Source organism: uncultured Gimesia sp. (assembly GCF_937919775.1).
Classification (GTDB): Bacteria; Planctomycetota; Planctomycetia; order Planctomycetales; family Planctomycetaceae; genus Gimesia.
Window position 1 is genome coordinate 1 of the sequence record NZ_CALFPF010000671.1, and the last position, 4,321, is coordinate 4,321.

At 51.6% G+C, this 4,321-nt stretch carries 4 protein-coding genes and 1 pseudogene; 3 read left to right on the plus strand and 2 right to left on the minus strand.

All coding sequences use genetic code 11. From position 1 onward, the window contains the following. The 3 genes from rfbC to Q0294_RS19060 form a co-directional block, all read left to right on the plus strand. On the plus strand, positions 1–548 hold a 548-nt coding region (rfbC, locus tag Q0294_RS19050; RefSeq protein WP_366917993.1), incomplete at its 5' end, for a dTDP-4-dehydrorhamnose 3,5-epimerase. After that, entirely contained in the window at positions 545–1,582 is a 1,038-nt protein-coding gene (gene pdxA, locus Q0294_RS19055; RefSeq protein ID WP_299468621.1) for a 4-hydroxythreonine-4-phosphate dehydrogenase PdxA, read from the plus strand. The genes rfbC and pdxA, both read left to right, overlap by 4 nt. A gap of 30 nt (positions 1,583–1,612) precedes the next feature. Beyond that, a complete protein-coding gene (locus Q0294_RS19060) occupies positions 1,613–2,281 on the plus strand; it encodes a histidine phosphatase family protein (protein ID WP_299468623.1) in 669 nt (222 codons plus the stop codon). Positions 2,282–2,319: 38 nt separating this feature from the next. Here the strand turns inward: Q0294_RS19060 and Q0294_RS19065 are convergent, their stop codons facing one another. Both Q0294_RS19065 and Q0294_RS19070 read right to left on the minus strand, forming a co-directional pair. Further along, entirely contained in the window at positions 2,320–3,771 is a 1,452-nt protein-coding gene (locus Q0294_RS19065) for a pectate lyase (protein ID WP_299468625.1), read from the minus strand. A gap of 44 nt (positions 3,772–3,815) precedes the next feature. Next, positions 3,816–4,321: pseudogene (locus Q0294_RS19070) on the minus strand (FAD-dependent oxidoreductase); the annotation flags it as partial.

Genomic DNA, 4,321 nt, shown 5'->3' on the forward strand with positions numbered 1-4,321 from the left:
TGGATATACAGCAGACTGATTTCCCCGGCTTATTGATCATTACCCCCCGGGTTTTTTCGGACGAACGGGGGTTTTTCAAGGAAACGTTCCAGCAACAACGCTATCAGGAAGCGGGAATCAACGATCCATTTGTTCAGGACAACTTTTCCCGCTCCTCGCAGGGAATCTTGCGGGGTTTACACTTCCAGATCAAACGACCGCAGGCGAAGCTGGTCTTCGCAGTCCGAGGTGAAATTCTTGATGTGTGTGTTGATCTGCGCAAAAATTCTCCCACTTTTGGAAAATCATTTTCGATTACACTCACCGCAGAAAATCACCAGCAGCTGTTTGTACCGGCCGGATTTGCGCACGGGTTTTATGTCATCAGCCCGCAAGCCGATTTTATGTACAAGTGCAGTGACTATTATTTTCCGGAATATGAAAGAACGCTGCTCTGGAACGATCCGGCTCTGGAGATCGACTGGCCTTTTACTTCGGAACCAATCCTCTCTGAAAAAGACAAACAAGGCCTTTCGTTCAACGAAAGTGAAATTTTTGAAACGTTATGAACTTGCCTTACATCGCGTTAACAATGGGTGACGTTTCGGGCATTGGACCTCAACTGCTGGATGCGCTCTGTTCTCATGCTGAAGTTTATCAAATCTGCCGCCCCGTCATTTATGGAAATGCCGAGATCCTGCGTCGTGCGTCACGGCGTTCGGGAAGTTCGCTATCGGTGATTTCCATCGACAGTGTCTCTGCTGATCTTGCTTTCGAAGCGGGAACGGCTTACTGCATTGATCGTGGAAATGCCGATGTGGTCGATGCGATTCCCTGTCAGACTGATGCGCGCTCCGGCCGTGCTGCCTACGATTATCTGGTGAGCGCCATTGATGACTGTCTGGCAGGACAAGTCGCTGCCATCACCACCGCACCTTTGAATAAAGAGTCTTTGCATCTGGCCGGCATCGATTATCCCGGCCATACCGAAATTCTGGCAGACCGCTGTCAGATACAAGATTTTGGAATGATGCTCTATCTGCCCCACAGTGAGGTCATCAAACCCCCCGCTGGTCTGGGAATTGTACACGCCACGCTGCACACCTCGATTGCCAGTGTCCCCGGCTTACTCAAGACACCAGAGATCTACGAAAAAATTCGTCTGATTGCCGATTTGATGCAGATCATGGGCGCGTCCTCTCCTCGTGTTGCAGTCTGTGCACTCAATCCTCATGCTGGCGAACATGGTCTGTTTGGCGATGAAGAAGCCCGAATCATCGCGCCGGCAGTCGAACGGGCGCAACAATCTAACATCGATACCACAGGTCCGCTGCCGGCTGATACGCTCATCCGGCGAGCCGTAAATGGTGAGTTCGATGCAGTCGTCGCGATGTACCACGATCAGGGCCACATTCCTTTTAAACTGCTGGGCTTTGATCAGGCGGTTAATATTACGCTGGGATTGCCCATTGTCAGAACCAGCCCCAGTCATGGAACGGCCTTTGATATTGCCTGGAGTGAGACCGTGCCTGAAACTAGAGGAATCATGGAAGCAATCAAGGCGGCGATGAAACTGGCTCAGCATAATCAACAGACCCGATAAGCGATTTGGATTTTTCTAAAAGGACTTGAGATGGAACGCCATGAACTGGTACCGCAACCCGAATCCAAGGTCACGAATCTGTTGTTGATCCGGCACGGCGCGACTCCGCCCAACGAACAGCGACCTTATATTCTGCAGGGTTGCGGGATCAATCCGAGTCTCAGCGAATCGGGACAAAAACAGGCCCGCGCGCTGTCTGATTTCCTGGCTCGGAACAGCGTCCTCCAGCATGTTTACTGCAGTCCCATGATTCGCGCCAGAGAAACCGCACTGGCGGTCTGCGAACCATTCGGCCTGATCCCTCAGGAAATCGCAGAGATCCACGAATGTGATGTCGGCCTCTGGGAAGGAAAATCCTGGGATATCATCATGCAGGAATCCCCTGAAGCCTATCGCGCATTTATGGACGAACCCTCTCAGAATCGGTATGAGGGGGGAGAATCTTATGCAGATGTACTCAATCGCTCGGAGCCGGCGATCCAGAATGTACTGGAACGGCATCCGGGGGAAACCATCGTGATTGTCGCGCATAATGTCGTCAACCGCGTTTATCTGGCAAAACTGATGGGGCTGGAAATCGGCAGGGCCAAAGAGATCACTCAAACCAACACGGGCATCAACATCATCAGGCACAAACAGGGAGAAACCAGGCTGGTCACCATGAATGCCATTTTCCACCTGAAGGATGTTCCACACTAAAATCGCTAATAAAAATGATTTCTGATTTTCAAGCGATGTTATTTTTCTTTCAGCGCCTGCAGATAGCTGCTTAAGGTTTCCAGATTTCGGCTGAAGACTTCGCTGGCAATATAGCGGCTGTTGACGGGAAATTTGGGCTGCCCGACCAGCCGTTCCCCGGTACTCGTACTGATCCAGCGTGCCTGATCGTCCAGTGCGTTGAGAATGATCTGAGCCTGCAAAGTTAATTCACGACTGCCCGGCTGAAAAACCGGCTTCGGTTGCCCCGACTCAATCGCTTTATATTCCCGTTGCAGGCCTGCCCACTGCGATTTAATTTTCCAGCCATAATGCCGGGGTAAATCCGAATCATCGTAGGTCAGGCTGTAATTTTTCCCATTGCGTTCCATATAGAGTGGACGATTGGTTCTGAGTTCGTAATAGCGGGCGAGTTGTCCATCGGGCAAATGCGACCGATTCAGATAAGCGAGTGCGCGTGGAATCGGTTCCAGATATTTCCGGTCACCACTGAAACGGTAAATGTTCATCAGGGTTTCAATCACATCCTGAGTCTCTCCGCCGGTCACAGCCGGCGGTTCGAATTTGCGGGCCCAGATCGGCTGCATCTCAAAACTGTACTGTTGCGCCCAGCCGGGCTGCGGATCGGGAAGCTGGGCCTGAATGAGAAAGTCGCCCAGCTTGAGCACCGCCTGTCGATATCGTTCATCCTGATAGATCTCATATGCCTCCATCAAAGCGGTGGACACATAACCGGCAAGGCCATCGTTCAAAGTATAACAGTCCCAATAATTCTTGACCCGGCCTTCCGTGCGCCAGTCATAATCGGGAAAGCTGGCTGCTTTACCCGGAATATTTTCCACGGGACCGGTCCACACCTGAGGAAAAGCGCCCACCGGATATTGTGCTTTGAGTAACGCGTTCAAAGCGATCATAGCCGCTTCATGGATTTTCTGATTTTTCAACTGATGTGCCTGATCGACGCGGATCAACAACTGTATTGCCGACTGGGAAATGCCATCATCGAGAGTGGAATTATCCCTCCCGCTCCCCTGCCCGTTACGATAGTCGGCGGTGAGTTTGCTGCGGGGGTTAAAATCGATGGAATTCGTCCAGCCACCCGATTTCAGTTGACCATACACCAACGCCAGAGCGGCATCGGTGGCTGCATCGAGATAATATTGATCTCCCGTTGCCTGGTATGCCTTCAGATAAGCCATGCCCACCGTAGGAGTGCCCGGCGGTTGCACCCAGACCTGGTCCGGCCCCGCTTTGCCTTCCCCCCAACGCTCCTGCAAATCGAGGCTGTAGTAATAAACGTAGCCGCCCTGCACGGCGAGTTTGTCACGGTAAAATTCACTCGCCCTACGCATGGCACGAATCACGTTCCGCTGAGAAACTGTATCAGCGGCGAACAGGGAGTTGTCTGCAAGCCCGGCAAACAAAGTCAGTACATGACAAAACAGAATCTGTAAACATAGTTTTCTCAGCATCACTGACTCCTTCTGCCAGAGCATTTCGATGACCAGAATCCCTTTTACTTCGCAACCGGTATCCACTGGACGGCATCAATGATGACATAACCATCAGCGTCCGCATTCGTGACTTCAACCACCGCCGCCTGCTCCGGTACAAAATCGTATTCTCCCAGAGAGATAAAGACACCATCCAGAGGTGGCTGCTGCTGCTGGTTGATCGTGCAGGCTTCTTTTCCCTTCGCATGCTGGAGATCGACTTTGACCCGAGAACTGCGATTGGAATTGGGAGTATAAGCGTAACGTACTTCATAACGTCCCGCCTCTGGAACTTTCGTTTCAAATCGGGCGACCGCTTTGCCATCCCGTGTATTCGATTCGTGACTGTAACTCGAACCGATAAATTTTTTCGCAGACCGGCTGTTTTCCCAGGCACCGGTCAGTTTCGCCTGTGAATCATCAACCACAATGCCCTGCAATTTTTCCGGATCGACACCGTTCTGTCCGTATTTCACTTCGGCGGGCGCTTCCAGAATCTGTCCTTCTTTCACAAGCTTTTCTTTGAGGA

Coding starts and splice junctions, on each gene's coding strand:
- pdxA (WP_299468621.1), top strand. CDS start 545: ATGAACTTGCCTTACATCGCGTTAACAATGGGTGACGTTTCGGGCATT.
- Q0294_RS19060 (WP_299468623.1), top strand. CDS start 1,613: ATGGAACGCCATGAACTGGTACCGCAACCCGAATCCAAGGTCACGAAT.
- Q0294_RS19065 (WP_299468625.1), bottom strand. CDS start 3,771: ATGCTGAGAAAACTATGTTTACAGATTCTGTTTTGTCATGTACTGACT.